Raw genomic sequence first — 23,445 nt, 5'->3', positions numbered from 1 at the left:
TTCCCAGTTTAGTGGGGCACGGCCGCCGCCTGCGCTTGAGGGCTATTGACACCTCTGGCTAGGCTGGATCCCATGCGCGAACTCCAGGCCAGAATCATTGAAGAAATGGGCGTCCAGCCCCGCATTGATCCCGCAGGGGAGGTGCGCAAGCGCGTCGATTTCCTCAAGGATTACCTCAAAGCCACGGGGACCAAAGGCTTCGTGCTGGGCATCTCCGGCGGGCTCGATTCCTCCCTTGCCGGCAGGCTCGCGCAGATGGCGGTCCAGGAGCTCGAAGCTGAGGGGGTCGACGCCAATTTCGTGGCCGTGCGCCTCCCCTACGGGGTCCAGCACGATGAGGACGATGCCCAGGCCGCCATGGACTTCATCCAGCCCAAGACCCAGTGGACCTTCAATATTGCCGCGGCCGTGGACGGCTTCGAGGATGAATTCGAGAAGACCGTAGGCAATGAAATCTCGGACTTCCACAAGGGCAACACCAAGGCACGCACCCGGATGATCGCCCAGTATGCGCTGGCCGGGGAGCACAACTATCTGGTGGTGGGCACGGACCACGGCGCCGAGTCCGTCACCGGCTTCTTCACCAAGTACGGCGACGGCGGCGCGGACATCCTTCCCCTCTTCGGCCTGAACAAGCGGCAGAACCGGGCCCTCCTGGCCGAGTTGGGCGCGCCCGCGCGGGTGTGGGAGAAGGTGCCCACCGCCGACCTGCTGGACGACAAGCCGGGCCGCACCGATGAGGACGAGCTGGGCCTCACCTACGACCAGATTGACGACTACCTCGAGGGCCGGGAGGTTCCGGACCACGTCGCGGAGCTGATCGAGCAGAAGTACCTGCGGACCCGGCACAAGCGCACCGTCCCGGTCAGCATCTTCGACACCTGGTGGAAGCACGAGGGCCCGGAAGAGCCCCGCACCGGCCTCTAGCCGGGACGGTAACCACACCGGGTCAGCGGGGCAGGCGCCCCTTTTCTGCAACGCCGCCCAACTGCTGGGTGATGCGGTGGGCCTCGCCCAGCAGGAGAGACCCCAGCTCCGCCTGCCGTTCCGGCTTGAAGCGGGGCTCGATCCCGGTGAGCGACAAAGCCCAGGCGGGGCGGCCGGAAGAATCGAACACCGCCGCGCCCATCCCCCAGCTCCCTTCCAGGACCAGGCCGGGGTTGACCGAGTATCCCTTGAGCCGCGTCTCGGCCAGGTTCGCGCGCACCACCTGAGGCGAATGGGCCACGGCAAAGGATCCGGCATGCGCCTGCCAGTCCGCGAAGAGTTCCTCCTGCTCAGCCTCCGACAGGAACGCCATGATCGCGGTTCCGGCGGAGGCGACCCCGAGCGGAAACCGCACACCTTCGTGCAGCACAAAGGAGCGGACGGGGAAGCTGCCCTCTTCGCGCAGCAGGCACACCGTTTCGACGCCGCGGCGGATCGAGAAGAAGGCGCTCTCCCCGGTGGCCTCGGCGAGGCAGCGGAGGCTTGGCCGGGCAATGTCCTCCAGCGGGAAACGGGCCGAGGCGACGGATCCCAGCAGCAGCATCTCCGGGCCAAGGACCCAGTTTCCGGTGGCTGCGTCGTGGTCCAACAGGCCTTCGGACGCCAGGGAGGACAGGAGCCGGTGCACCGTGGGCCGGGTCAAACCGGACTCACGCACCAGCGGGGCGAGAGGCATCCCCTCGCTGCTGCGCCCCACCAGGCGCAGCAGGCCCGCGATGCGGCTGACCACCTGGGCACCCTGAACCGGAACACTGCCCATGAAATCTCCTAAACGTCCATATTGTGGATACCTGGTCTTCGTCCGTCCACAGTGTAAAACAGGTCGTACATCAAGAAAAGCGAGCCTTGACGCATCCTCAGGGCGGCCCGTAATCTCCTATGGCAGAACACCCGTCCATAAAGTGGACGGCCTGCCCCGCGCAACCGCGCCGCTCAATGAGGAGACGCCATGACCAAACTCCGTCCATCTGCCGCCGAGGCCCTGCAAGGATCGCTACAGGACGGCATGACCCTTGCCGTCGGAGGTTTCGGACTCAGCGGCATCCCCGCGGACCTGATCGAAGCCGTGCGGGACTCGGGGGTCAAGGACCTGACAGTTGTCTCCAACAACATGGGCGTGGACGGCAAAGGCCTGGGCATCCTCATCGAAGCCGGCCAGGTCCGCAAGGTCATCGCCTCCTACGTGGGCGAGAACAAGCTCTTCGCCGAGCAGTACCTCGCGGGCAAGCTCGAGGTGGAGTTCACTCCGCAGGGCACCCTCGCCGAGCGGCTCCGTGCCGGCGGCGCAGGCATCCCCGCCTTCTTCACCAAGACCGGTGTGGGCACCATGGTGGCGGAAGGCAAGCCCCTCGAGGAATTCGACGGCGAAACGTACGTCCGCGAGCGCGCCATCCGGGCCGACGTCGCCCTGGTCCACGCGCACACCGCGGATACGGACGGCAACCTCGTCTACCGCTACACCGCCCGCAACTTTAACCCGGTAGTGGCCACTGCTGCGGAGCTGACCATCGCCGAAGCCGAGGTCATCGTGGACCCCGGCCAACTGGACCCCAACCACATCGTGACCCCCGGCGTGTATGTCCAGCGGCTGGTGCAGGCCACGGACCGCGTCAAGGATATCGAGCAGCGCACCGTCCGGCCGCGCGTACTGGCCTAACAGCGCCCACCCACCTGAACCAACTTTAAGGAGAACCCCATGGCCTGGACCAGGGACGAAATGGCCGCCATCGCGGCCGAGGAACTGAACGACGGCGACTACGTGAACCTGGGGATCGGCATCCCCACACTCGTGGCCAACAACCTGCCCGAGGGCGTGCGGGTGGTCCTGCAGAGCGAGAACGGACTGCTGGGGATGGGCCCCTTCCCGTACGAGGGCGAAGAGGACGCGGACCTGATCAACGCCGGCAAGCAGACCGTGACGGTCCTGCCCGGCGGCAGCATCTTCGACTCCGCCACCTCGTTCGGCATGATCCGTGGCGGCCACGTCAAGGTGGCCATCCTCGGCGCCATGCAGGTCTCCGGAAACGGCGACCTGGCCAACTGGACCATTCCCGGAAAGATGGTCAAGGGCATGGGCGGCGCCATGGATCTGGTGGCCGGAACTCCGCGCGTGGTGGTCCTGACCGAGCACAACGCCAAGGACGGCACGGCCAAGATCGTGCGCGAATGCACCCTGCCGCTGACCGGCCTGAGCTGCGTGGACCGGATCATCAGCGACCTCGCCGTCTTCGACCTGGTGAAAACGGACGACGGCGGGCGGCAGCTGACGCTGACGCGCCTGGCCCCGGGCGTCACCGAAGAGGAGATCCGGGAGAAGACCGAGGCGGAATTCACCGTCGCCCTGGACGACCCGGCCCTGGAAGGAGCACCGGCATGAGCCTGCAGGAACAGTTTGGCAAGGATGTTCTGATCACCGGCTGGGGACACAGCCGCTTCGGGAAGCTCAGCGAGGACACGCTGGAATCGCTGATCGTCCAGGTGGCCACTGACGCCATCAACACTGCCGGAATCGAGCCCGGCCAGATCGACGAAATCTTTGTGGGCCAGTTCAACTCCGGCATGATGCCGCTGGCGTTCCCGTCTTCGCTGGCACTGCAGGTTTCCCCGGAGCTGGCGAACGTCCCGTCCACCCGGGTCGAAAATGCCTGCGCCTCTGGTTCCGCCGCGTTCCAGCAGGGCACCAAGTCGCTCCTGGCCGGCACCGCCAAGACGGTCCTGGTGGTGGGCGCGGAAAAGATGACCCACGCCGGCGCCGACGTGGTGGGCGCCGGTCTGCTGGGTGCGGACTACGACATGGCCGGCAAGTCCTCCACCACGGGCTTCACTGGGCTTTTCGCGGAGGTGGCCAAGCACTACCAGAAGCGCTATTGCGCTGGCGCAGGAAACCTGTCCGATGTCCTGGGCACCATCGCGGCCAAGAACCACCGCAATGGCGTGGACAACCCGTACGCACAGCTTCGGAAGGACCTGGGCGAGGAATTCTGCCGCACCGTCTCGGACAAGAACCCGATGGTCGCCGATCCATTGCGCCGCACCGACTGCTCCCCCGTGTCCGACGGCGCCGCCGCCGTCGTCCTGTCTTCCTCACCCACGGGCGGCGCGGCCGGGCCAGTGCGGCTTGCAGGGTTCGGCCAGGCCAACGGCTTCTTCCCCGCCGAGCGCCGGGACCCCACCGCTTTCGAGGCCACGCGGATGTCCTGGCAGCGCGCCCTGGCGATGGCCGGCGTCGGGCTTGATGACCTCGACTTCGCCGAGGTGCACGACTGCTTCACCATCGCCGAACTCCTCATGTACGAGGCGATGGGCCTCACCGAACCCGGCGAGGGCAGCCGTGCCATCGAAGAGGGCTGGGTCTTCAAGGACGGAAAGCTGCCGGTCAATGTCTCCGGCGGCCTGAAGGCCAAGGGCCACCCGGTGGGCGCCACCGGCGTTTCACAGCACGTGCTGGCGGCCATGCAGCTGACCGGGACCGCCGGTGACATGCAGCTGGCCGGACCCCGCCGCGCAGCCGTCCAGAACATGGGCGGCGTTGGCATCGCCAACTACGTCAGCATCCTCGAGGCTATCTAGGCTCCGGCGTTAGCTGGGTGCGCGCCGGGTTTCCCCACCTTTGGCGCACGACGGCGGCGTGTCGCCCAAAAGGTGCGGCGCGCCGTCGTAATTTCCCGGCAAATGCGGGGAAAACGGGCGCAGGCAACGACGCGACAGGGCCGAACCCTTGCATGCCGGGCGTGCGCACCGTACGTTTGGGACTGCGGGGGACGTTCTCCGCACACTCTGGGCGGATAACCCGGGGAGAGAATCAGAGTCACATGAAGGAATGCAGCCATGGCAACAGGCACAGTTAAATGGTTCAACGCCGAAAAGGGTTTTGGCTTCATTGCCCCCGATGACGGGTCCGCTGACGTTTTCGCCCACTACTCGGCAATCGCCACCAGCGGATACCGCTCCCTGGACGAAAACCAGAAGGTCGAATTCGATGTGACCCAGGGCCCCAAGGGTCCGCAGGCAGAAAACATCCGCCCCCTTTAAGGTTTTGGTGACCGCCGGCCCGTCCGGCTGAACCCGGTACCACTCAGCGGCTCCTTCGGCATTGTGCCGAAGGAGCCGCTGTTTTGCGTTCCGCTGCTTCTCCCGGCCCCTCGTTTGGGACAATGGAAGGGTGACGGGACAGGAGCGGGACCCCTGGGAAGAGTTCGACCGGCTGGGACCGGCCGCGCCCGACCGCATTCCCGGCCAACCCGGCGGCGAGCCCCACGGATTCGGATTTCGCACCGGTGTCCGCAGCGCACGTGTGGCCGTAGGATTCGCCGTTTACGCCCTGGCACTGGGCACCCTCATGGCGGTCACCGGCGGGATCGTCTTTGCCGCCCAGGGACAGTGGCTGCTGGTGTCGCTGATGCTGGTCACCGAAGCCATCTTCGTCTTCGCTTTCAGCCGCCTGGTGGCGCAGGCACGCAGCCGGTCTATGCGAAGGCGGACTTTCCGGTCACGGCCCTGGCGACGATCAGGGAATTGATTTCGTAGGTGCCCTCGTAGGTGTAGAGAATCTCGGCGTCGCCGAAGAGCTTGCCCATCTCGTAGTCGGTGCTGATCCCGTTGCCGCCCATCAGGGAGCGGCCCATCGCCACGGATGCCCGGGCCAGCCTGGTGGTGGTCGACTTTGCCATGGCGGCCTGGGCCATTTCCAGTTTGCCGCCCGCCTGGATCCGCGCCAGCTGGACCATGAGCGAAAGGGACGCCGTGGCGTTGCCCAGGATCTCGGCGAGCTGCTGCTGGATCAGCTGGAAGCGCGCGAGTTCCTTGCCGAACTGCTTCCGATGCAGGGCGTAGGATCTGGCCACGTCGAAAGCCGCCAGCTGGATGCCTGCGGCCTGCCAGCCCACCCAGGCGCGTGAGTCCCGCAGCAGCTCGTTGGCGCGGGAAAAGTCCGTTGCCCCCGGCAGGAGGTTGCCGGCCGGGATGCGCACCTCGTCCAGCACGATGTCCGCGTTCTGCATGATCCGCAGCCCGATCTTGTTGGCAATCTTGGTAGCGGTGTAGCCCGGCCGGTCCGTCTCCACGATGAAGCCCTTGATCTGCCGGTCCGCGGTATCCCGGGCCCACACCAGGGCGAAGTCGGCGATGGTTCCGGCGCCGATCCAGCGCTTGGCGCCGTTGAGCACCCATTCCGCGCCGTCACGCCGGGCGGTGGTGGCCAGGCCGCCGGCAATGTCCGAGCCGTGGTCGGGTTCGGTCAATGCGAACGCGCCAATCTGCTGCAGGGCCGTGAGCCCCGGCAACCAGCGGGTCTTCTGTTCCTCCGAGCCCAGCTGGTGGATCATCCCGACGATGAGTTCATTGTGGATCCCAACCAGCGCGGACAGCGACACGTCCGCCCGGGCCACTTCCGTGTACATGAGGCCCTTGAAGAGGACGGAGGTGCCGTCCGTCTGCAGGCCGCCCAGCCCGTACTTCCCCAGTTCCGCCACCAGGCCGAACGGAAACTCCTCCCGGTTCCAGTAGTCGATGGAGGCTGCGCGGATGCGGCTCTGCAGGAACTCGCGGACTTCGTGGTACCGGTCCTGGTCTGCGGGCGGCAGTTGCTCCACCACGTGCATGAGGTCGGCGTCCGGAAACGGCGGCGCCGGCTGCGACTGAACTGCTGATGGTGCTGCTGCATGAGGCCGCACAGGGGCCCATCCCTTCCGTGAGAGTGCTCCGGACCGGCCGGATCTTTCAAACCCTTGGATGTCCTAGTATATTGCACAGTGACATGGATCACTAGCTACACCCATCCGGCGAAAGGTGCACGATGACCGTCACTGAGGAATTCCGCGCGGCACGGGACCGCCTGCTCGCACTCCGGGAGGACTACGACGCCGCACGCAGCGAATTCCAGTGGCCCCGGTTCGAGCACTTCAATTTCGCCCTGGACTGGTTCGACATGGTCGCGGCGGCGCCGGCCACGGCGGATCGCCCGGCCCTTGTGATCGTTGAACAGGATGGTTCGGCCACCCGACGGAGCTTTGCCAACCTTTCCCGGCGCTCTTCCCAGGTGGCCAACTGGCTCCGCAGCCAGGGCGTGCGCCGCGGCGACCGGATGATCATCATGCTGGGCAACCAGGTGGAGCTCTGGGAACTCATGCTGGCCGGCATCAAACTGGGCATCGTCATGATCCCCACCACCACCCTCATGGGGCCAGCGGACCTGAAGGACCGGGTGGAACGCGGCGGCGCCACCTGGGCAGCGGTGGGCAGCGCCAACATCGCCAAATTCCGAGATGTCCCCGGCGACTACACGCTGGTCGAAATCGGGGCGGCCTCCAGCGAGCCACTGGCCCTGCAGTATGCGGAGGCCACCGGGTCGGCGGAGGACTTCAGACCGGACGCGCCCACGCACGCCGACGAGACCCTGCTGCTCTACTTCACCTCCGGCACCACCTCCAAGGCCAAGCTCGTGGAGCACACGCACACCTCCTACCCCGTGGGCCATCTGTCCACCATGTTCTGGATCGGCCTGGAACCCGGCGACGTCCACCTGAACGTGGCCTCCCCCGGGTGGGCCAAGCACGCCTGGTCCAACGTCTTCACGCCGTGGATCGCCGAGGCGTGCGTCTTCATCTATAACTACGACCGCTTCGACGCCAGGACCCTCATGGAACAGATGGAGCGGGAGTCCGTAACCAGCTTCTGCGCGCCTCCCACGGTGTGGCGGATGCTCATCCAGGCGGACCTGACCCTGCTCAAGACGCCGCCGTCGAAAGTGGTGTCCGCCGGCGAGCCCCTCAACGCCGAGGTGATCGACCAGGTCCGCCGCGCCTGGGGCCAAACTATCCGCGACGGCTTCGGCCAGACCGAGTCCACGGTCCAGATCGCCAACACCCCCGGCCAGCCCGTCACCATCGGCGCCATGGGCAAGCCACTGCCCGGCTATGACGTGGTCCTGGTGGACCCCGCCACGGGAGCGGAAGGCGACGACGGCGAGCTCTGCCTGCGCCTGGACCCCCGTCCCGCGGGGCTGATGAAGGGGTACTTCGGTGATGCGGCCAAGACCGCCGAGGCGTTCCGGGACGGCTACTACCACACGGGCGACATGGCCAGCCGGGACGCCAACGGGGTCATCACCTATGTGGGACGCGGCGACGACGTCTTCAAGTCCTCTGACTACCGGCTGTCTCCCTTCGAGCTTGAGAGCGTCCTGATTGAACACCCCGCCGTGGCCGAGGCGGCCGTGGTCCCCTCCCCCGATCCGGTCAAGCTGTCCGTGCCCAAGGCGTTCGTGGTGCTGGCAGCCGGGCATGAGCCCAGCCCGGAACTTGCCCAGGACATCCTGCGCTACTGCCGGGAGCACCTGGCGCCGTTCAAGCGCATCCGCCGGCTGGAGTTTGCGGAGCTGCCCAAGACCATCTCCGGAAAGATCCGGAGGGTTGAACTGCGCCGCAGCGAGGCGCTCCGCCACAGCCAGGCCCCGCTCCCGGCCGGGCTCGGAGTCGAGTACTCCGAAGCCGATTTCCCGGCGCTGAAAAGCTAGGCTGATGCCCATGGATTGCAGGACGACCCGCGGGAGGTGCCATGGCCACGCCGCTGCCGCGTGACCCGATCGCGGACGCCCGGCTGAACTGGGAGCGGCACGGCTGGTCCGACGTCGCCGCGCCGATGGCCGCCATCACCGCCATCATGCGCACCCAGCAGATCCTGCTGGCCCGCATCGAGGCGGTGCTGAAGCCTTTCGGACTGACCTTCGCCCGCTACGAACTCCTGGCCCTGCTCAGTTTCGCCCGCAGCGGCGCGCTGCCCATGAACAAGGCCAGCGCCCTCCTGCAGGTGCATCCCACGTCGGTGACGAACGCCGTCGACCGTCTGGAGCAGGCCGGACTGGTGCACCGTTCGCCGCACCCCACGGACGGCCGCACCACGCTGATCGAGCTCACCCCGGAGGGCCGCAGACTGGCCAAGAGCGCGACGGCGGCGCTCAACTCAGATGTGTTCGCCCAGTCCGGCTTTGGGGACCAGGACGTGGATCAGCTCATCCGGATTTTGGGCAACTTCCGGCGCAACGCGGGCGACTTCAGCGAGTAGGCCCGCGTTGCGGCCGGGTCGCCCTACCTGTGCTTGAACTCCGGCTGCCGCTTCTCTGTGAACGCGGACATGCCTTCCTTCTGGTCCTCGGTGGCAAAGAGCGAGTGGAAAAGGCGCCGTTCGAAGAGCACGCCCTGTGCCAGGCCGGTCTCGAAGGCGGCGTTGACCGCTTCCTTGGCGGCCATGGCCACAGGCTTGGACTTCGACGCAATGGTTTCTGCGGCCTTCAGCGCCTCCTCCACGACGTCCTCGGCCGGAACCACGCGGGACACCAGACCGCAGCGTTCGGCTTCCTCGGCCCCGATGAAGCGGCCGGTGAGGATCAGGTCCATCGCCTTGGCCTTGCCTACCGCACGGGTGAGCCGCTGCGAGCCGCCCATGCCCGGAAGCACGCCCAGGTTGATCTCCGGCTGGCCGAACTTCGCGTTGTCCCCCGCGATGAGGAGGTCGCACATCATGGCCAGCTCGCAGCCGCCGCCCAGGGCAAACCCGGACACCGCGGCAATCGTGGGAATCCGCAGCCGGGTGAAGTCCTCCCAGCCCCGGAACCAGTCCGCCCGGTACATATCCATGTACCCCTGCGACGCCATCTCCTTAATGTCAGCCCCGGCCGCGAAGGCCTTGGCGGAGCCGGTGATCACCACGGCGCCAACACCCGGGTCTGCGTCCATGGCGGTCACCGCCGCCACGAGCTCCTCCATGGTGGCGTGGTTCAGGGCGTTGAGCGCCTCCGGCCGGTTCAGGGTCACCAGCCCCACCCGGCCGCGCTGTTCCACCAGGATGTTCTGGTATTCCGTCATTCAGGGCTCCCGTCATCCTGCGCCGCCGGCAGGTGGTCTGAGGTTTGGCCGGCGGCCGCAGCGGACCTGTCCCGGATGTCGTTGATAATGGCGGAGAAGTCCTGTCCGGCTCCGCCTTCCGCCGCAAACGTATCGTAGATTTCCGCGGCCAGGGGCCCCATCCGCCCGGCCACTCCGGTGCTGCGCAGGGCGTTGAGGGCCAGGTTGAGGTCCTTGGCCATCAGGGCACCGGCAAACCCCGGCTGGTAGCCGCGGTTTGCGGGGCTGGTGGGAACAGGCCCGGGGACCGGGCAGTTGGTGGTCAGCGCCCAGCACTGCCCGGAGGCGGCGGATGCAACGTCGAACAGGGCCTGGTGGGTGAGCCCCAGTTTCTCGCCGAGCACGAAGGCCTCGCTGACGGCAATCATGGACACACCGAGGATCAGATTGTTGCAGATCTTGGCGGCCTGCCCGGCCCCGTGCCCGCCGCAGTGCACCACGCGTTTGCCCATCACTTCCAGCAGTGGCCGCACGTACTCAAAGTCCTCCGCCAGCGCACCCGCCATGAACGTCAGGGTGCCTGCCTCGGCACCCACCACGCCTCCGGACACGGGCGCGTCCACGGAACGGTGGCCGGCCGCAACGGCCAACTCCGCCGCTTCCCGCGCCTCGTCCACATTGATGGTGGAGCAGTCCAGGAACAGCGTTCCCGTAGGGGCCGTTTCCAGCAGCCCCGGCTGGCCGCCGGTGCCGCGGTACGCGTCCAGCACATGCCTGCCGCTGGGCAGCATGGTGAGTACGACGCCGGCGCCCGCCACGGCCTCGGCCGCGGTTGCCGCAGTGGCAATGCCGTGCGCCCGGGCCGTTTCGAGCGCCTGCGGCACGACGTCGAACGCGCTCACTCCATAACCGGCTTTGACCAGGTTGACGGCCATCGGGCCGCCCATGTGGCCCAGGCCGAGGAACGCGATGGTCCCGACGGGCGCGACCCCGCCCTCCCTGGGTGTTTCAGACGCCGCTGACTCAGACATGGTCCTGCTCCTTTGCCAGTTTCAGTTCCCGCTCACCCAGCGGCGCAAAGAACGCCTCCACGTCCCCGGGACCGACTTCCGCCAGGCTGGCCGGCCGCCAGTGCGGGGTGCGGTCCTTGTCCACCACCTGGGCGCGGATCCCCTCGCGGAAGTCGTGCCCGGCCAGGAACCGGAGCCCGACGCGGTATTCCTGTTGCAGGGCTTCCTCGAGGCTGAGTCCCGCGGCCCGCCGCAGCGACGCGAGCGTGACCTTCACGGCGGTGGGCGACTTCGCCTCGATGGTTCGTGCGGCGTCCGCGGCCTCACCGCCGGCCAGGTGCAGGCGGCGGACAATTTCCTCCGCGTCGTCGCTGGAGTAGCAGGCGTCGATCCATTCCTGCCGCGCTGCCAGCACCGAGGGCGGTACTGCTTCAGCGAAGCGTCCGACGGCGGCGCCGGGCTCTTCGGCCTCCAGCGCCCGGGCGAGGTCCGGCAGCCGGTCGGAGGGCACGAAGTGGTCGGCCAGGCCCAGGAACACCGCATCCGCGCCGCTCAAGTGCTCGCCGGTAAGGGCGGCGTGGGTGCCTGTCTCTCCCGGCGACCGGGACAACAGCAGGGTCCCCCCGACGTCGGGCACGAATCCAATGGTGGTTTCCGGCATGCCGGTCCGGGTTCGCTCGGTGACCACGCGGACGGATCCGTGCGCCGAGATCCCCACCCCGCCGCCCAGCACCAGGCCGTCCATGAAGGCAACGTACGGCTTGGGGTAGGAAGCGATGAGGGCATTGAGCCGGTATTCCACCGCCCAGAAATCCGCCGTGGCCCCGCCGCCGTCGGGAATATCCCGGTAGATGGCCACGATGTCGCCGCCGGCGCACAAGCCGCGCCCTCCCGCCCCCTGCACCAGGACGGCGGCGAGGTCGTCGTCATCCGCCCATGCGGTGAGCTGCTCCAGCATCGCCGCCGCCATGCTGGCCGTGAGTGCGTTGACGGCGCGTGGCCGGTTGAGAGTGATGACACCCAGCCGTCCGCGCCGCTCGAAGAGTACTTCCGCCTGCTCCGCGTCCCTGCCCTCCATCAGCTGCCTTCCGGCATGACGAAGCTGGCGCCGGTGCGGATGCCGGAAGGCCACCTGGTGGTGACCGTCTTGGTCTTGGTGTAGAAGCGGAAGGCATCCGCGCCATGCTGGTTCAGGTCGCCGAAGCCGGACGCCTTCCACCCGCCGAAGGTGTAATAGGCGATGGGAACCGGGATGGGGACATTGATGCCTACCATCCCCACCTGGACGCGGCTGGCGAAATCCCGGGCGGAGTCGCCGTCGCGGGTGAAGATGGCCACGCCGTTACCGAACTCGTGCTCGCTGCACAGGCGCAGGGCTTCGTCATAGTCCTCGGCGCGGAGCACGCTGAGCACCGGGCCGAAGATCTCTTCCCTATAGATGGCCATGTCCTTGGTGACGTTGTCGAACAGCGTTGGCCCCACCCAGAATCCGCCCTCGCAGCCGTCCACCGTGAGGCCGCGACCGTCTTCCACCAGGGTGGCGCCGGCGTCTACGCCGGACTGGATGTAGCCTTCGATCCGCTCCTTGGCGGAGGCTGCCACCACCGGGCCGAAGTCCGAGTCTTTGGCCAGGCTGTGGCCCACCTTCAACCCGGCGATGCGCTCCCGGAGCCTGGCCACGAGGGCGTCCGCCGTGGCTTTGCCCACCGGCACCGCCACGGAGATGGCCATGCAGCGTTCGCCGGCGGACCCGTAGCCGGCGCCGATGAGGGCGTCGGCAGCCATGTCCAGGTCCGCGTCCGGCATGATGACCATGTGGTTCTTGGCGCCGCCGAAGCATTGGGCCCGCTTGCCGTGGGCTGCCGCGGTGGCGTAGATGTACTGGGCGATCGGCGTGGATCCCACGAATCCCACGGCCTGGACCCGCGGATCTTCCAGCAGGGCGTCCACCGCTTCCTTGTCGCCGTTGACCACGTTGAATACGCCGTCCGGCAGCCCGGCTTCGGTGAAGAGTTCCGCGAGGCGCAGCGGTACGGACGGGTCGCGTTCCGAGGGCTTGAGGACGAAGGAGTTTCCGGCGGCCAGCGCGGGGCCGGCCTTCCAGAGCGGGATCATGGCCGGGAAGTTGAACGGGGTGATGCCGGCAACCACGCCCAGCGGCTGCCGCATCGAATGGACATCGATGCCGGCGCCGGCACTGTCGGAGAACTCGCCCTTCAGCAGGTGCGGCGCTCCCGCGGCGAACTCCACCACTTCGACGCCGCGCTGGATGTCGCCACGGGCGTCTGCGAGGGTCTTGCCGTGTTCCGAGGACAGCAGGGCCGCGAGTTCGTCCAGGTCCCGGTTAACCAGGTCCACGAACTTCAGCAGGATGCGGGCCCGCCGCTGCGGGTTCATGGCACCCCATTCGGGCTGGGCTTTTTCCGCTGCGGCCACCACGTTCCGCACTTCGTCGGACGAGGCCAGGGGGACGCGTGCCTGGACCTGGCCGGCGCACGGATCGTAGACGTCGGCGAACCGGCCGGACGTGCCGTCGACATGCTGCCCGCCAACGTAATGGGAAAGCTCCCGAACCATGATGGATTGCTCCTTTGCACCGGTGATGGCCGAGCCGCCCCACGGGCGGCATGTGACCCGTGTCATCTTCCGCTCCTGAATATACTCGGACTTCCTACTAAGTTCCAGAGTGGCATTTGCGGCAGCCCGGCCCTGCCCCAAGGCAAGTTCGGTAAGTTAGGACTGTGAAGATAGCTACCTGGAATGTGAACTCGCTCCGTGCCCGTGCCGACCGCGTTGAAGCCTGGCTGCAGCGCAGCGACTGCGATGTCCTGGCCATCCAGGAAACCAAGTGCAAGGACGAAAACTTTCCCTGGGAACTGTTCGAGCGGATGGGCTACGAGGTGGCGCACTTCGGGGTGAACCAGTGGAACGGCGTCGCGATCGCCTCCCGGGTGGGCCTGGAGGACGTGGAGCGGACCTTCCTGGACCAGCCGGCGTTCGGCAAGGCCGGAAAGGACCCTGTCCAGGAAGCCCGGGCCATGGCAGCCACCTGCGGCGGCGTCCGGGTGTGGAGCCTCTACATCCCCAACGGCCGGTCCCTCGATGACGAGCACATGCCGTACAAGCTCAAGTGGCTGGAGAGCCTCAAGACCCATGCCCAAGGCCTGGTCGCAGAGAACCCCGAGGCCCAGATCGCGCTGATGGGCGACTGGAACATCGCGCCCTTCGACGAGGACGTGTGGGACATCGACCTCTTCGTGCAGAACCGCTACACGCACGTCAGCCCGCCGGAGCGCGCCGCCTTCCACGCCTTCGAATCTGCCGGGTTCACCGACGTCGTCCGCCCTTACACCCCGGGTCCCGGTGTCTACACCTACTGGGACTACACGCAGCTCCGCTTCCCCAAGCGCCAGGGCATGCGCATCGACTTCATCCTGGCCTCGCCAGCCCTCGCCGCCCGCGTCACCGGGGCGTCGATCGACCGCGAGGAACGCAAGGGCAAGGGCGCCTCGGACCACGCGCCCGTCGTGGCGGAACTGGCAGACTGATGGCGACGCCCCGGATCCGTAGAAGGAGGACGCGATGAACGGAAACCTTTACCGGGGCCAGGCAGGCCTGCCGTTCTCCTCCACCCTCCGGGTCTACGAGCCCCTGGAAGCCTTTCCCGAGGAGCAGCGGGCCGCGATCCGGGCTGCGGGCGAACGCGCCGCATCGCGGGCCGCCGTCGAAAACGCCGAGCTGCTTGCGTCCCTGGGGCGCATCACCCGCTCCGGCGGGGACCCCTTCCCCACGGGGCGCACCGACCTGGTGCGCGTCACCTCGGTTCCCGGTACCGGTAAAGACGAGGACGACGACGGCGCTGCCGCCGGCGAGGTGCTGCTCTACTGTCCCAGCCAGCTGGTGCTGCGCGCCGGCCTGGCGGCCAACGCCCTGATGGAGGGCATCCACGGACCCCTCGCCGAGCTCCTCATCCCGGAAGCGCAGCGGGACCGGCACCAGGAACGGATTGATGCGGTCAAGGCACGTGACGGATCCGTTCGCGTGCACACCCGGGCCTCCACCTGGGGCATCCCCTTCAGCTGGTTCTCCCTGTTCATGGAGCAGGACCGCAAGGAGGTGGTGGAAGCGTCCGGCAGGATCCTCACGGTACGGGTGTGGGCGTCCATCACCGACGCCCTGGAACGTGCACGCTATGCGGTGGCCAACCTGGCGCTTGCGGCACCGGACCTGGACATGCTGGACGACCTGGCGCAGCTGACCGAATGGCTGGAGCAGTTCCACGTTGAATCGATGGTGGAACTTGATTACGGAGCGGTGGCGGACAAGGTCTATCCGGACGAATCCCCCACAGACATCCGGCTGGGGATCGAGTGCCTCGCTGAAGGCGACATGACCGGCGCCGCCGCGGCCTACCGCCGGCTGGCATCGCGCTGGATACCCATCAGGCAGTTGGCCCGCGCTTCCTGAGGCCCGCGGTCCCTGAGCGCCCCGGTCCCGCGCCGGGCGGTTCGTCAGGCCTGAGGTGGTGCCGTGGTGTTTCGGATGATCAGCTGATGCGGAGCGACGGCGGACCGGACGGAGCCCACGGTCCCGTCCAGCTCGTCCAGAAGCATCTTGGTGGCCAGCTCGGCCTGCTCATCAGGCCGCTGGCCCACCGTGGTCAGGCCCATGGGCCCGGCGAAATCGTGGTTGTCGATGCCCACCACGGACAACTGCTCCGGCACCTTCACGCCCATCCGGGCCGCCTCGAAAATCACGCCCATCGCCATTTCGTCGGAGGCGCAGAAGATGGCTGTTGGCTTGGCGCCGGGCAGTGCCCAGAGCCGGCGGAATGCTTCCTGTCCGCTCTTGACCGTGAAGTCGCCCCATTCGTCCCATTCCGGCCTGGTGGGCAGGTTCGCCGCGGTCATGACGTCCTTGAACGCGAGGATCCGGACCCTGGGAACATCGAAGTTCAGGTCCGTTTCGTCGTCGCCGTGGAGCAGGGCGATGTCCCGGTGGCCCAAGTCAATCAGGTGGCGGACCGCGGTGGACGCCGCGGCGTAGTCGTCGATGCCGATGTAGGCGCACTCCTCCACGTGCCCGCCCACCACCACCAGGGGAATGTCGATTTTCTGCAGGTGGTCCAGTTCCTCCGGGGTCAGCGCCATACAGAGCACCAGCAGGGCATCGATCTGCTTGTAGACCATGGTCTTGCTGAACAGGCGTTCCCGGTGGCTGCCATGGCCGCCCAGGTTGAACAGGGAAAGATTGTATTGCCGGGCATGGAGCTCCCGGTCTGCGCCCTCGATTGCCTTGGAGAAGAACCAGCGGCTCACGAAGGGCGCCAGCACGCCGATAGTACGGGTCCGCCCCGTCGCCAGCCCGGAGGCGGACGAAGAGGCCACGTAGCCCAGGTTTCCGGCGATTTCCAGGATTTTCTCGCGCGTGGTTGGCGAGACCCTGGGGAGCCCGCGGACTGCCCGGGACACCGTCGCAGTGGAAACCCCCGCGGCGGCCGCCACGTCCTCGATACTGACCCCCGTGTGGCCGCCTCGCTGCGACCTCTCTGACATTCGTGCCACGATTTCGTTCCTACCGGCGGGCAGGAAGTTTGCCCCGAAGCCGGTGCATTCCGTAGATAGCAAGGAGCGTTGCCAGCAGCCCCAGGGCCCACCAGAGCGCGGGCTGGCCGGTCAGTTCCTTCCACACGGTGACTACCAGCAGGACCAAGGCCCAGAAGCCCAGGAATCCGATGATGATGTCAAAATCTTCGCCCGACCTGACCAGCCGGCTGCGGCCCCCCGTCCGGCCCGAAGGCCGGGAGCGGGAGGCGCCGTCCGTCACTTGACCGCACCGGCTGTCAGGCCGGCCACAATCTTGCGCTGGAACACCAGGACCAGGATCACCAAGGGAATGGTGACAATGGTGCCGGCGGCCATGATGGCCGTATACGGGATCTGGTTGGGCTGTGCGCCGGCAAAGCTGGCGATGGCCACGGTCACCGGCTGGGTGGCTTCGTTGGACAGCTGGCTGGCGATCAGGAATTCATTCCACGAGGAAATGAACGCGAGGATTGCCGTGGTGAAGATGGCCGGCGCAGCCAACGGCATGATCACTTTCCGGAACGCCTGTCCCTGCGTGCAGCCGTCCACGCGGGCAGACTCCTCCAGTTCCCACGGCATTTCGCGGAAGAAGGAGGTCAACGTGTAGACGGTCAGCGGCAGGACGAACGAGATGTTCGGGATGATCAGAGCCTGGTAGGTGCCCATCCAGCCGATGTTGGTGAACAGCTGGAACAGGGGGGTGATCAGGGCGACGCCGGGGAACATGGAAGCCCCCAGGATAAAGCCCAGCACCAGGTACTTGAAGCGGAAGTTCAGGCGTGCCAGTGCGTAGGCCGCGAAGACACCAATGACCAGTGAGATCACGGTGACGGTGACACCGATGATGATGCTGTTAAGCAGCGCTTGGCCAAACTTGTTGCCGAAGGAGGTGTCGAAGGCGGTCATGAAGTTGTCCAGCGTGACGTGCGTTGGCCACGGCGTGGTGTCGTAGGTAAAGCCCACCTCGCGGAAGGCCGTCACCACCATCCAGTAGGCCGGCGCCAGGCACCAGATGAGGATGACAGCGGCACTGATGTAGGTTCGCGCATTGGCCCACTTTTCGCGGTTCTGGGCGACCTTACGGCCCTTGTCCTGCTCGGCCCGCAGCTCAGCGGAGGCAGTTGAGGTTGTCATTTCTTCCCCTTACCGGTGGCACCGCTTTGCTCCACGACGTTCGCACCCAGGAAGCGGACGAAGATGAACGCGACCAGGAAGATGATGAGGAACGTAATGGTGGACAGTGCAGCGGCCGAGTTGAACCCTTGCCTGATCTGGTTGATCACCAGGATGGACAGCGTGGTGGTGTTGTTCGCGCCGCCGGTGAGGATGTACGGAAGGTCGAACATGCGCAGGGCGTCCAGCGTGCGGAACAGGATGGCCACCATGAGCGCCGGCTTGACCAGCGGAAGGGTAATCAGCTTGAACCGCTGGAAGGCGCTGGCGCCGTCGACCTTCGCAGCCTCGTAGACTTCCGCCGGAATCATCTGCAGGCCGGCAAGGATCAGCAGGGCCATGAAGGGCGTTGTCTTCCAGGTGTCTGCGATGATGACGGCCCACTTCGCAGGCCACTCGCTGCCGGTCCACAGGATGGAGGCGTTGAACAGCTTGTTGATGATGCCGTTGAAATCGAACATGAAGAGCCACAGCTGGGCGGTCACGGCGGTGGGGATGGCCCACGGCACCAGGACGGCAGCACGGACCAGGCTGCGGCCTTTGAACGTGCGGGCCATGATCATGGCCATCCAGAAGCCGAGGACGGTCTCGAGCGCCACCGTGATGACGGTGAAGAAGAACGTGGTGCCGGTGGCGGTCCAGAACTGCCCGCCGAGGGTTCCCGGGGGACACGCGATGGTGCCGCCGCCCGGGGCGGCACACTGCTGGCCCAGCCAGTTGACGTAGTTCTGGATGCCTGCGGGTCCGCCGGCGGTGAAGAGGCCGGTGGCCGGATCCAGGCCAGCGTCCTTCTGGAAGGACATGACGATGGCACTGATGATCGGATAAACGATGACGATGCCCAGCGCGATGACGGTGGGGGCAAGCAGCCATGAGGCCCACTTCCCCTGGCTGAGGATCTTGTTATCCTCGCCGACACCCTTGGGGCCGTGATGGACGGGGGGCGCGCCCGACGCCGGCTTGGTAGCCGACGTCGGGCCCAATTCGGTTGCCATCTTCAGACTACGATCCTGCTGTGGCGGATTCGATGGACTTTTGCATGTCGGCCAGGGCCTGCTCAGCAGCCTTCTCACCCTTCAGCGCCGCGTAGGAGTTCTCCTGGATCGCCTTGGTGACTGCAGGGTAGAACGGCGTGACGGGACGCGGCACAGCGTTCTCGATGGAGGTCTTCAGGACCGGCAGGTAGGGGAGCTTGGAAACAAGTTCCTCGTCCTCGTACAGCGCGCCCAGGACAGGAGCGAGGGAACCCTGGGTGGCGAAGAACTTCTGCTGCTCTTCCTCGACCAGGAACTTCACGAAGTCAAGGGCGGTTGCCTTGTGCTTCGAGTAGACGCTGATGGCTGCACTGTGGCCGCCCAGGCTGGAAGCGCCCGGACCGTCCTTGCCCGGAAGAGCCGTCATGCCCAGGACATCCTTGACCTTGGAGGAACCCTCAGTGGTGGCCAGGTTGTAGACGTAGGGCCAGTTGCGCAGGAACAGCAGCTTGCCGTCCTGGAATGCGCGGCGGCTTTCCTCTTCCTGGTACGTGATGGCCTCTGCCGGGATGTTGCCGTTCTTGAAGGCCTCAACCAGGTTCTCCAGGCCTTCCTTGGCCTCAGGGGTGTTCAGGTTCGGCTTGCCTTCGTCATTAAGGACGGAGCCGCCGGCGGAGTTGATCGCCTCCGAGGCGTTCACCGTGAGGCCTTCATACTGCTTGAATTGGCCGGCGTAGCAGCCGATCTTGTTTTCCTTGGCGATGGAGCACATCTCCATCATTTCGTCCCAGGTCTTGGGGGCGTTGGGAACCAGGTCCTTGCGGTAGTACAGGATGCCGCCGTCGGAGGAGACCGGGGCCGCATAGAGCGTGCCGTTGTAGGAACCCGCCTCGATGGTGGGCTCGAGCATGCCCTCGGTGTCCACCGCCATCTTGTCCTTCAGTGGCTGCAGCCAGCCCTTGGCGGCGAACTCGGCGGTCCACACGACGTCCACGCTGGCAACGTCGTAGTTGGGGTTCTTGGCCTGGTAGTTCTGCACCAGGTCATCGTGCTGCTGGTCCGCCTGGTCGGTCTGCTCCTTGAACGTGACCTTCTCGTCCGGATGCTCTTTGTTCCACTTCTCGATCAGCGGGCGGACCACGTTGCTGTTGTCCTTGCCCTGGACGTACGTGATGGGCCCGCGGCCGTCGAGGTTGGCTTCGGCGTCTCCGCCTCCGCCGCCCGTGGTTCCGCCGCCACCACCCCCGCCACAGGCTGAAAGCGTGAGGGCCAGGACGCCGGCAGTCGCAACCGGCAGAAGGAATTTGGGGGTTTTCATTGGCTTGAAGCTCCTCGCTGAGTGACAAGTAAGTCGACAGTGCGCTTGCTAGGTGAGGTTGATGTGGTGACAGTCACACTAGTAAGGTTGCCGCAGGTAATGCAAGCGTTTACATCAAAAAGTTATCCGAGAGGAACGAAATGTCCAACCCTCCTGTCGACAGCTCCGGCCCCTCCCCCGCGCCATGGTGGTCGGACGCGGTGGTCTACCAGATCTATCCCCGTTCCTTTGCCGACGGAAACGGTGACGGCATGGGCGACCTTCGTGGCGTCGTCGAACGCCTTCCCTATCTGGCCGAGCTGGGCGTGGACGCCATCTGGCTCTCGCCCTTCTACAAGTCTCCGCAGGCCGACGCCGGATACGACGTGGCGGACTACCGGCAGGTGGACCCGCTGTTCGGCACCCTGGAGGACTTTGACGCGATGCTGGCAGACGCCCACCAGCGCGGCCTGAAGGTCATCGTTGACCTTGTCCCCAACCACACCTCCGACGAGCATATCTGGTTCCAGGAAGCGCTCGCGTCACCGCCCGGATCCCGCGAACGGGACCGCTACATGTTCCGGCCGGGCAAAGACGAAGTACCCGGCTCCGGTGACGGAAACCGTCCACCGAACAACTGGAAATCGATTTTCGGCGGACCCGCATGGACCCGGATCACCGAGGCGGACGGCTCGCCCGGAGAGTGGTACCTCCACCTTTTCGACACCAAGCAGCCCGACCTGAACTGGGAGAATCCCGAGGTCCAGGAGGAAATGCGGTCAGTTCTCCGTTTCTGGCTGGACCGTGGCGTGGACGGGTTCCGCGTGGACGTGGCCCACGGCATGGTCAAGGAAGCCGGGCTTCCCGATTGGGAGGGCGCTGCCGCGATGGTGGAGGGAACGGAGGTGCACCGCGAACCCATGCAACCCGGCGATGCACCCGGCGCTCACACCGACCTTGAGGAACCACACCGTGCTGTCTCCCCCACCTACCCGCCCTCGCCGTTCTTCGACCAGGAGGGCGTCCATGACATCTACCGGGACTGGCACCGCGTGCTGGAAGGGTACGGCAGCGACCGCATGATGGTGGCCGAGGCATGGGTGGAGCCCGCCGAACGGCTGGCCCGGTACGTCCGGCAGGACGAGATGCAGCAGGCTTTCAACTTCGATTTCCTGTTGGCCGGCTGGGACGCCGAGCGGATGTCCGAATCCATCGACGCCTCCCTGGCCGCGGCCGCCTCCGTTGGCGCCCCGTGCACCTGGGTGCTGAGCAACCACGACACCGTCCGGCACTCCACACGGTTCGGCCTCAAGGACCCCACTACGTTCCCCAAGGGTATCGCCGCCACCGACGAACAGCCTGATGCAGCGCTGGGCCTGGCCCGGGCGCGCGCGGCAACCCTGATTTCGCTGGCGCTTCCGGGTTCAGCGTACGTTTACCAGGGCGAAGAGCTGGGCCTGCCGGAACACACCACCCTCCCGGCCGAAGCACGGCAGGATCCCACGTTCTTCCGGACGCGGGGCGCCGAAACCGGACGTGACGGCTGCCGGGTTCCGCTGCCCTGGGCTGCCGACCAGCCGGGTTACGGTTTCGCCGGCAGCCATTCCCTGACCGCTGCCCCGCCGTGGCTCCCGCAGCCCGAGAGCTTCGGCCCGCACGCTGCGGACCAGCAGGACGGCGTGTCCGGTTCCACCCTGGAGCTCTACCGCGCGGCCCTTGCCTTCCGGGCCGGCCGGCGGCTCGGGTTGGGGACCTTTGCGTGGGCGGACAGCCACGCCCCCGAAAGCGGTGTCCTGGCTTTCCACAACGGGGACGTCCTGGTCCTGGCCAATACGGGCTTCGCCTCGGCCCCTGTCCCCGAGGGTTACTCGGTGGCGCTGTCCAGCGGACTCGAACCCGCCGCCGACTGGTCGGGAATGCGTGAAGTCCCCGTGGACTGCACGGTGTACCTGGCAAAGAACTGATCCGCACCTGGCGCCGCTGCCGCGTTAGCGGACGCGTTCGGCCCTGCCGAAACGCGTCCGCGCGCCAGCCCCGATGTGGATCAGCACCGGCGTGCTGGTTCCCGCCACGCTGTCCAGCGCGGCCACAAGTTCGGCTACCTCCGCGGCAAGCAGGTGCGGGGCCACCCCTTGCCGTGGGAGCAGCCGGACCTTCAGCGCCGGAGTGCCCTTGACGTCATAGGCTGCCACTGTGGCGCCGGCCAGGTCGGGCCGGCCGGCAAGGGCCTGCTTAAGGGCCTGCTCGGCTACCCCTGCGCCTATCCGTACGTCGCCCGGAACCTCTCCGGGATCGTATTCCTCTGCCAGCAGGTTGGCCCGACCTTTACCCTGCTGTGCAATCCAGGCCACCATGAGCCCGATGGCAACGAGCAGCCCTGCCACAACAAAGATCCACAGCCAGCTTTCGCTGCGCCCGGGAAACCTGGTTGACTCGAAGGCCTGGTGTACGGCCGTCCGGATGCCGGCTGACCAGCCGTGCCACCAGGCGGCCACGGCCGGAACGTAGGCCAGCAGGATCAACAGGATGCCGATCGCCAGCAGCTTCAGGCCCAGGACCGACACCAGGATCCGGTTGAGGATGCTTGGGGTGCTGTTCATGCCCCAATCACCCCCGAGGACGCCACATTGATGCGGGCTGCCGGAGCGGGTTCAAGCGCCATCTGGTCCAGTTCATCCTGCACGGCGGCCAACACCTCGTTCTGGTCCACCGGAACGCCGGACGTAGGGCGGACGTTGACCACCACCTGACGCCGGGACACCACCACCATGACCTGATCCGGGGTGACATTGGCAGCGAGCCGGGCGCGCCGGGCCAGGGCGGAGGCGATCACTTCGTCATCCACTACGACGGCGGAGCCCGGGCCGGATGCGCGGATCACATGCCGTGCCCGGCGGCCAGGGAGGATGCCATTCAGGAAGAACACCAGCCCCAGCATGGCAAGGACAGCCCCCAGGGCTGCCAGCAGGGCCGTGGGTACGCCCGCCGGCAGCTGCACCAGCCGGTTTCCCGCCACCCTCGGGTCGAGCAGCCAGGGCGGCTGTCCGATGGCATGGACCCCGGCTTCCAGCAGTCCGTAACCGGCCCCCACCAGCACCAGGACCGCGGCGGCGATGGCTACCGCCGCGCGGGTGGAATGCGTTTCGCGCCGGACGATGCGGTCCAGGTCCGGGCCGGACGCGTCGCGGTGCGCTGCTTCGCTGTTCACTGCACCCGCCCTCCTTCACTGATCCTCGCCCCGCTGATCCTGATGTCCACCCGGCTCACCTGTGCCCCGCTCAGCTGGGTGACGGTGGCCAAGATCTGGGCCTTCGCCACCACGGCACGGTCCCGGATGGAACCGCCGAAGGCGCCGACCCGCGCAGGGTCCCGGGCCACGTCCCGCAAAGGCGGGACCTTGATGGGTGAGACGAGGGACAGCGCCAGCAGGCCGTCGTCGTCCGTCCATTGAACCCGGACATCATTCGCGTCGACATCGAGCGCGAGGGCGGCAGCCGTCCGGGCCAGGCTTGTGAGCGCCTGCGTGCTGATCCGGTTGTGGCCGTTCAGGCGCTGCGCCGGGGCGGGGGCCGCCATGGC

General features: G+C 66.7%; 25 protein-coding genes. 11 read left to right on the top strand and 14 right to left on the bottom strand.

Annotation, left to right across the window (positions count from 1 at the left end; genetic code table 11):
- The first annotated feature begins 72 nt into the window (after positions 1-72).
- A complete protein-coding gene (gene nadE, locus ACFWIX_RS14515) occupies positions 73-927 on the top strand; it encodes an ammonia-dependent NAD(+) synthetase (RefSeq protein ID WP_377216834.1) in 855 nt (284 codons plus the stop codon).
- A 22-nt stretch (positions 928-949) separates the two neighbouring features.
- Here the strand turns inward: nadE and ACFWIX_RS14510 are convergent, their stop codons facing one another.
- A complete protein-coding gene (locus ACFWIX_RS14510; protein ID WP_377216833.1) occupies positions 950-1,747 on the bottom strand; it encodes an IclR family transcriptional regulator in 798 nt (265 codons plus the stop codon).
- A 189-nt stretch (positions 1,748-1,936) separates the two neighbouring features.
- On the opposite strand from ACFWIX_RS14510, the gene ACFWIX_RS14505 reads away from it, so the two are divergent.
- The 5 genes from ACFWIX_RS14505 (at position 1,937) to ACFWIX_RS14485 (ending at position 5,506) form a co-directional block, all read left to right on the top strand.
- Positions 1,937-2,644 carry a CoA transferase subunit A gene (locus ACFWIX_RS14505; protein ID WP_377216832.1) on the top strand — a complete coding sequence of 236 codons (708 nt, stop codon included), beginning with the start codon at positions 1,937-1,939 and terminating at the stop codon, positions 2,642-2,644.
- 39 nt (positions 2,645-2,683) lie between these two features.
- Positions 2,684-3,364 carry a CoA transferase subunit B gene (locus ACFWIX_RS14500; RefSeq protein WP_377216831.1) on the top strand — a complete coding sequence of 227 codons (681 nt, stop codon included), beginning with the start codon at positions 2,684-2,686 and terminating at the stop codon, positions 3,362-3,364.
- Complete coding sequence (locus tag ACFWIX_RS14495; protein ID WP_377216830.1) at positions 3,361-4,557, top strand: acetyl-CoA acetyltransferase; 1,197 nt, start codon at positions 3,361-3,363, stop codon at positions 4,555-4,557. Before ACFWIX_RS14500 ends, ACFWIX_RS14495 begins: the two co-directional genes overlap by 4 nt.
- 258 nt (positions 4,558-4,815) lie before the next feature.
- Complete coding sequence (locus tag ACFWIX_RS14490; RefSeq protein WP_009357211.1) at positions 4,816-5,019, top strand: cold-shock protein; 204 nt, start codon at positions 4,816-4,818, stop codon at positions 5,017-5,019.
- Between the two features lie 130 nt (positions 5,020-5,149).
- Positions 5,150-5,506 (top strand): hypothetical protein, encoded by a 357-nt coding sequence (locus tag ACFWIX_RS14485; protein WP_377216829.1) that lies wholly within the window; start codon positions 5,150-5,152, stop codon positions 5,504-5,506.
- On the opposite strand, the gene ACFWIX_RS14480 is transcribed toward ACFWIX_RS14485, so the two are convergent.
- On the bottom strand, positions 5,454-6,587 hold the full coding sequence (locus ACFWIX_RS14480) for an acyl-CoA dehydrogenase family protein (RefSeq protein WP_377216875.1): 1,134 nt from the start codon (positions 6,585-6,587) through the stop codon (positions 5,454-5,456). The genes ACFWIX_RS14485 and ACFWIX_RS14480 overlap by 53 nt on opposite strands.
- 194 nt (positions 6,588-6,781) lie before the next feature.
- On the opposite strand from ACFWIX_RS14480, the gene ACFWIX_RS14475 reads away from it, so the two are divergent.
- Both ACFWIX_RS14475 and ACFWIX_RS14470 read left to right on the top strand, forming a co-directional pair.
- Positions 6,782-8,500, top strand: a complete 1,719-nt coding sequence (locus ACFWIX_RS14475; RefSeq protein WP_377216828.1) for an AMP-binding protein — start codon at positions 6,782-6,784, stop codon at positions 8,498-8,500.
- 41 nt (positions 8,501-8,541) lie between these two features.
- Complete coding sequence (locus ACFWIX_RS14470) at positions 8,542-9,048, top strand: MarR family winged helix-turn-helix transcriptional regulator (protein WP_377216827.1); 507 nt, start codon at positions 8,542-8,544, stop codon at positions 9,046-9,048.
- Positions 9,049-9,071: 23 nt separating this feature from the next.
- Here the strand turns inward: ACFWIX_RS14470 and ACFWIX_RS14465 are convergent, their stop codons facing one another.
- From ACFWIX_RS14465 to ACFWIX_RS14450, 4 genes are read right to left on the bottom strand one after another with little or no spacing between them, the layout of a single operon-like run.
- A complete protein-coding gene (locus ACFWIX_RS14465; RefSeq protein WP_377216826.1) occupies positions 9,072-9,848 on the bottom strand; it encodes an enoyl-CoA hydratase in 777 nt (258 codons plus the stop codon).
- Positions 9,845-10,858 carry a 3-hydroxyisobutyrate dehydrogenase gene (gene mmsB / locus ACFWIX_RS14460; RefSeq protein WP_377216825.1) on the bottom strand — a complete coding sequence of 338 codons (1,014 nt, stop codon included), beginning with the start codon at positions 10,856-10,858 and terminating at the stop codon, positions 9,845-9,847. The genes ACFWIX_RS14465 and mmsB overlap by 4 nt, the downstream gene beginning before the upstream one ends.
- Positions 10,851-11,915 carry an enoyl-CoA hydratase/isomerase family protein gene (locus tag ACFWIX_RS14455; protein ID WP_377216824.1) on the bottom strand — a complete coding sequence of 355 codons (1,065 nt, stop codon included), beginning with the start codon at positions 11,913-11,915 and terminating at the stop codon, positions 10,851-10,853. The genes mmsB and ACFWIX_RS14455 overlap by 8 nt, the downstream gene beginning before the upstream one ends.
- Complete coding sequence (locus tag ACFWIX_RS14450; RefSeq protein WP_377216874.1) at positions 11,915-13,414, bottom strand: CoA-acylating methylmalonate-semialdehyde dehydrogenase; 1,500 nt, start codon at positions 13,412-13,414, stop codon at positions 11,915-11,917. Before ACFWIX_RS14450 ends, ACFWIX_RS14455 begins: the two co-directional genes overlap by 1 nt.
- A 164-nt stretch (positions 13,415-13,578) precedes the next feature.
- Here ACFWIX_RS14450 and ACFWIX_RS14445 point away from each other — a divergent pair, with 164 nt between their 5' ends.
- Together ACFWIX_RS14445 and ACFWIX_RS14440 are read left to right on the top strand one after the other, a co-directional pair.
- A complete protein-coding gene (locus ACFWIX_RS14445; RefSeq protein WP_377216823.1) occupies positions 13,579-14,385 on the top strand; it encodes an exodeoxyribonuclease III in 807 nt (268 codons plus the stop codon).
- A 34-nt stretch (positions 14,386-14,419) separates the two neighbouring features.
- Complete coding sequence (locus ACFWIX_RS14440; RefSeq protein WP_377216822.1) at positions 14,420-15,304, top strand: hypothetical protein; 885 nt, start codon at positions 14,420-14,422, stop codon at positions 15,302-15,304.
- Positions 15,305-15,348: 44 nt separating this feature from the next.
- Here the strand turns inward: ACFWIX_RS14440 and ACFWIX_RS14435 are convergent, their stop codons facing one another.
- Genes ACFWIX_RS14435 through ACFWIX_RS14415 form a run of 5 tightly spaced genes read right to left on the bottom strand, consistent with a single transcriptional unit; the run spans position 15,349 to position 19,887 of the window.
- A complete protein-coding gene (locus tag ACFWIX_RS14435; protein ID WP_377216821.1) occupies positions 15,349-16,401 on the bottom strand; it encodes a LacI family DNA-binding transcriptional regulator in 1,053 nt (350 codons plus the stop codon).
- 10 nt (positions 16,402-16,411) lie between these two features.
- Positions 16,412-16,663, bottom strand: coding sequence for a hypothetical protein (locus ACFWIX_RS14430; protein WP_377216820.1), 252 nt, complete (start codon positions 16,661-16,663; stop codon positions 16,412-16,414).
- A complete protein-coding gene (locus tag ACFWIX_RS14425) occupies positions 16,660-17,556 on the bottom strand; it encodes a carbohydrate ABC transporter permease (RefSeq protein WP_377216819.1) in 897 nt (298 codons plus the stop codon). The genes ACFWIX_RS14430 and ACFWIX_RS14425 overlap by 4 nt, the downstream gene beginning before the upstream one ends.
- Positions 17,553-18,590 carry a carbohydrate ABC transporter permease gene (locus tag ACFWIX_RS14420; protein ID WP_377216818.1) on the bottom strand — a complete coding sequence of 346 codons (1,038 nt, stop codon included), beginning with the start codon at positions 18,588-18,590 and terminating at the stop codon, positions 17,553-17,555. Before ACFWIX_RS14420 ends, ACFWIX_RS14425 begins: the two co-directional genes overlap by 4 nt.
- Before the next feature lie 7 nt (positions 18,591-18,597).
- Positions 18,598-19,887 (bottom strand): ABC transporter substrate-binding protein, encoded by a 1,290-nt coding sequence (locus ACFWIX_RS14415; protein WP_377216817.1) that lies wholly within the window; start codon positions 19,885-19,887, stop codon positions 18,598-18,600.
- 140 nt (positions 19,888-20,027) lie between these two features.
- Here ACFWIX_RS14415 and ACFWIX_RS14410 point away from each other — a divergent pair, with 140 nt between their 5' ends.
- A complete protein-coding gene (locus tag ACFWIX_RS14410) occupies positions 20,028-21,830 on the top strand; it encodes a glycoside hydrolase family 13 protein (RefSeq protein WP_377216816.1) in 1,803 nt (600 codons plus the stop codon).
- 24 nt (positions 21,831-21,854) lie between these two features.
- Here ACFWIX_RS14410 and ACFWIX_RS14405 read toward each other — a convergent pair whose 3' ends face one another.
- Genes ACFWIX_RS14405 through ACFWIX_RS14395 form a run of 3 tightly spaced genes read right to left on the bottom strand, consistent with a single transcriptional unit; the run spans position 21,855 to position 23,442 of the window.
- Entirely contained in the window at positions 21,855-22,466 is a 612-nt protein-coding gene (locus ACFWIX_RS14405; RefSeq protein ID WP_377216815.1) for a hypothetical protein, read from the bottom strand.
- Complete coding sequence (locus ACFWIX_RS14400) at positions 22,463-23,074, bottom strand: DUF6286 domain-containing protein (protein WP_377216814.1); 612 nt, start codon at positions 23,072-23,074, stop codon at positions 22,463-22,465. The genes ACFWIX_RS14405 and ACFWIX_RS14400 overlap by 4 nt, the downstream gene beginning before the upstream one ends.
- Complete coding sequence (locus ACFWIX_RS14395; protein ID WP_377216873.1) at positions 23,071-23,442, bottom strand: hypothetical protein; 372 nt, start codon at positions 23,440-23,442, stop codon at positions 23,071-23,073. Before ACFWIX_RS14395 ends, ACFWIX_RS14400 begins: the two co-directional genes overlap by 4 nt.
- Positions 23,443-23,445 lie beyond the last annotated feature (3 nt).

It is taken from the genome of Pseudarthrobacter sp. NPDC058362 (assembly GCF_042723515.1).
GTDB lineage: Bacteria > Actinomycetota > Actinomycetes > Actinomycetales > Micrococcaceae > Arthrobacter.
This window is presented reverse-complemented; position numbering and strand designations above follow the sequence as displayed.

Coding starts and splice junctions, on each gene's coding strand:
- nadE (WP_377216834.1), top strand. CDS start 73: ATGCGCGAACTCCAGGCCAGAATCATTGAAGAAATGGGCGTCCAGCCC.
- ACFWIX_RS14510 (WP_377216833.1), bottom strand. CDS start 1,747: ATGGGCAGTGTTCCGGTTCAGGGTGCCCAGGTGGTCAGCCGCATCGCG.
- ACFWIX_RS14505 (WP_377216832.1), top strand. CDS start 1,937: ATGACCAAACTCCGTCCATCTGCCGCCGAGGCCCTGCAAGGATCGCTA.
- ACFWIX_RS14500 (WP_377216831.1), top strand. CDS start 2,684: ATGGCCTGGACCAGGGACGAAATGGCCGCCATCGCGGCCGAGGAACTG.
- ACFWIX_RS14495 (WP_377216830.1), top strand. CDS start 3,361: ATGAGCCTGCAGGAACAGTTTGGCAAGGATGTTCTGATCACCGGCTGG.
- ACFWIX_RS14490 (WP_009357211.1), top strand. CDS start 4,816: ATGGCAACAGGCACAGTTAAATGGTTCAACGCCGAAAAGGGTTTTGGC.
- ACFWIX_RS14480 (WP_377216875.1), bottom strand. CDS start 6,587: ATGCACGTGGTGGAGCAACTGCCGCCCGCAGACCAGGACCGGTACCAC.
- ACFWIX_RS14475 (WP_377216828.1), top strand. CDS start 6,782: ATGACCGTCACTGAGGAATTCCGCGCGGCACGGGACCGCCTGCTCGCA.
- ACFWIX_RS14470 (WP_377216827.1), top strand. CDS start 8,542: ATGGCCACGCCGCTGCCGCGTGACCCGATCGCGGACGCCCGGCTGAAC.
- ACFWIX_RS14465 (WP_377216826.1), bottom strand. CDS start 9,848: ATGACGGAATACCAGAACATCCTGGTGGAACAGCGCGGCCGGGTGGGG.
- mmsB (WP_377216825.1), bottom strand. CDS start 10,858: ATGTCTGAGTCAGCGGCGTCTGAAACACCCAGGGAGGGCGGGGTCGCG.
- ACFWIX_RS14455 (WP_377216824.1), bottom strand. CDS start 11,915: ATGGAGGGCAGGGACGCGGAGCAGGCGGAAGTACTCTTCGAGCGGCGC.
- ACFWIX_RS14450 (WP_377216874.1), bottom strand. CDS start 13,414: ATGGTTCGGGAGCTTTCCCATTACGTTGGCGGGCAGCATGTCGACGGC.
- ACFWIX_RS14440 (WP_377216822.1), top strand. CDS start 14,420: ATGAACGGAAACCTTTACCGGGGCCAGGCAGGCCTGCCGTTCTCCTCC.
- ACFWIX_RS14425 (WP_377216819.1), bottom strand. CDS start 17,556: ATGACAACCTCAACTGCCTCCGCTGAGCTGCGGGCCGAGCAGGACAAG.
- ACFWIX_RS14420 (WP_377216818.1), bottom strand. CDS start 18,590: ATGGCAACCGAATTGGGCCCGACGTCGGCTACCAAGCCGGCGTCGGGC.
- ACFWIX_RS14415 (WP_377216817.1), bottom strand. CDS start 19,887: ATGAAAACCCCCAAATTCCTTCTGCCGGTTGCGACTGCCGGCGTCCTG.
- ACFWIX_RS14410 (WP_377216816.1), top strand. CDS start 20,028: ATGTCCAACCCTCCTGTCGACAGCTCCGGCCCCTCCCCCGCGCCATGG.
- ACFWIX_RS14405 (WP_377216815.1), bottom strand. CDS start 22,466: ATGAACAGCACCCCAAGCATCCTCAACCGGATCCTGGTGTCGGTCCTG.
- ACFWIX_RS14395 (WP_377216873.1), bottom strand. CDS start 23,442: ATGGCGGCCCCCGCCCCGGCGCAGCGCCTGAACGGCCACAACCGGATC.